The sequence below is a fragment of the Methylobacterium sp. D48H genome (assembly GCF_053345715.1).
On sequence record NZ_JBKFAP010000224.1, the window covers coordinates 1 to 278 of the forward strand.

Sequence of the window (278 nt, forward strand, 5' to 3'; positions counted from 1 at the left end):
GGGCGCGCCTGTCCTGGCAGGCGCTCCTCTCGGGGGGTGGGACCAGCGTCACCGACAAGATGAAGTTCGTGGTGATCCAGCCGGTCCTCGACTTCAACGCCCTGGAGCCCGGCTACCAGGCGACCAAGCTGATCCGCAACGTCGCCAAGGATCTCGGGACCGATGCCCAGAACGGCCTGCGGATGCGCCTGACCGGCACGGTGGCCGTGGCGGACGAGGAGTTCGCGACGCTGTCGGAGGATGCCGGCCTCAACAACAGCATCATCGTCGGCGCGATC

The 278-nt window shown here is 67.6% G+C and carries 1 pseudogene; it reads left to right on the top strand.

The window, feature by feature from the left end:
* A pseudogene (locus ACLBX8_RS32230) lies at positions 1–278 on the top strand (MMPL family transporter); the annotation flags it as partial.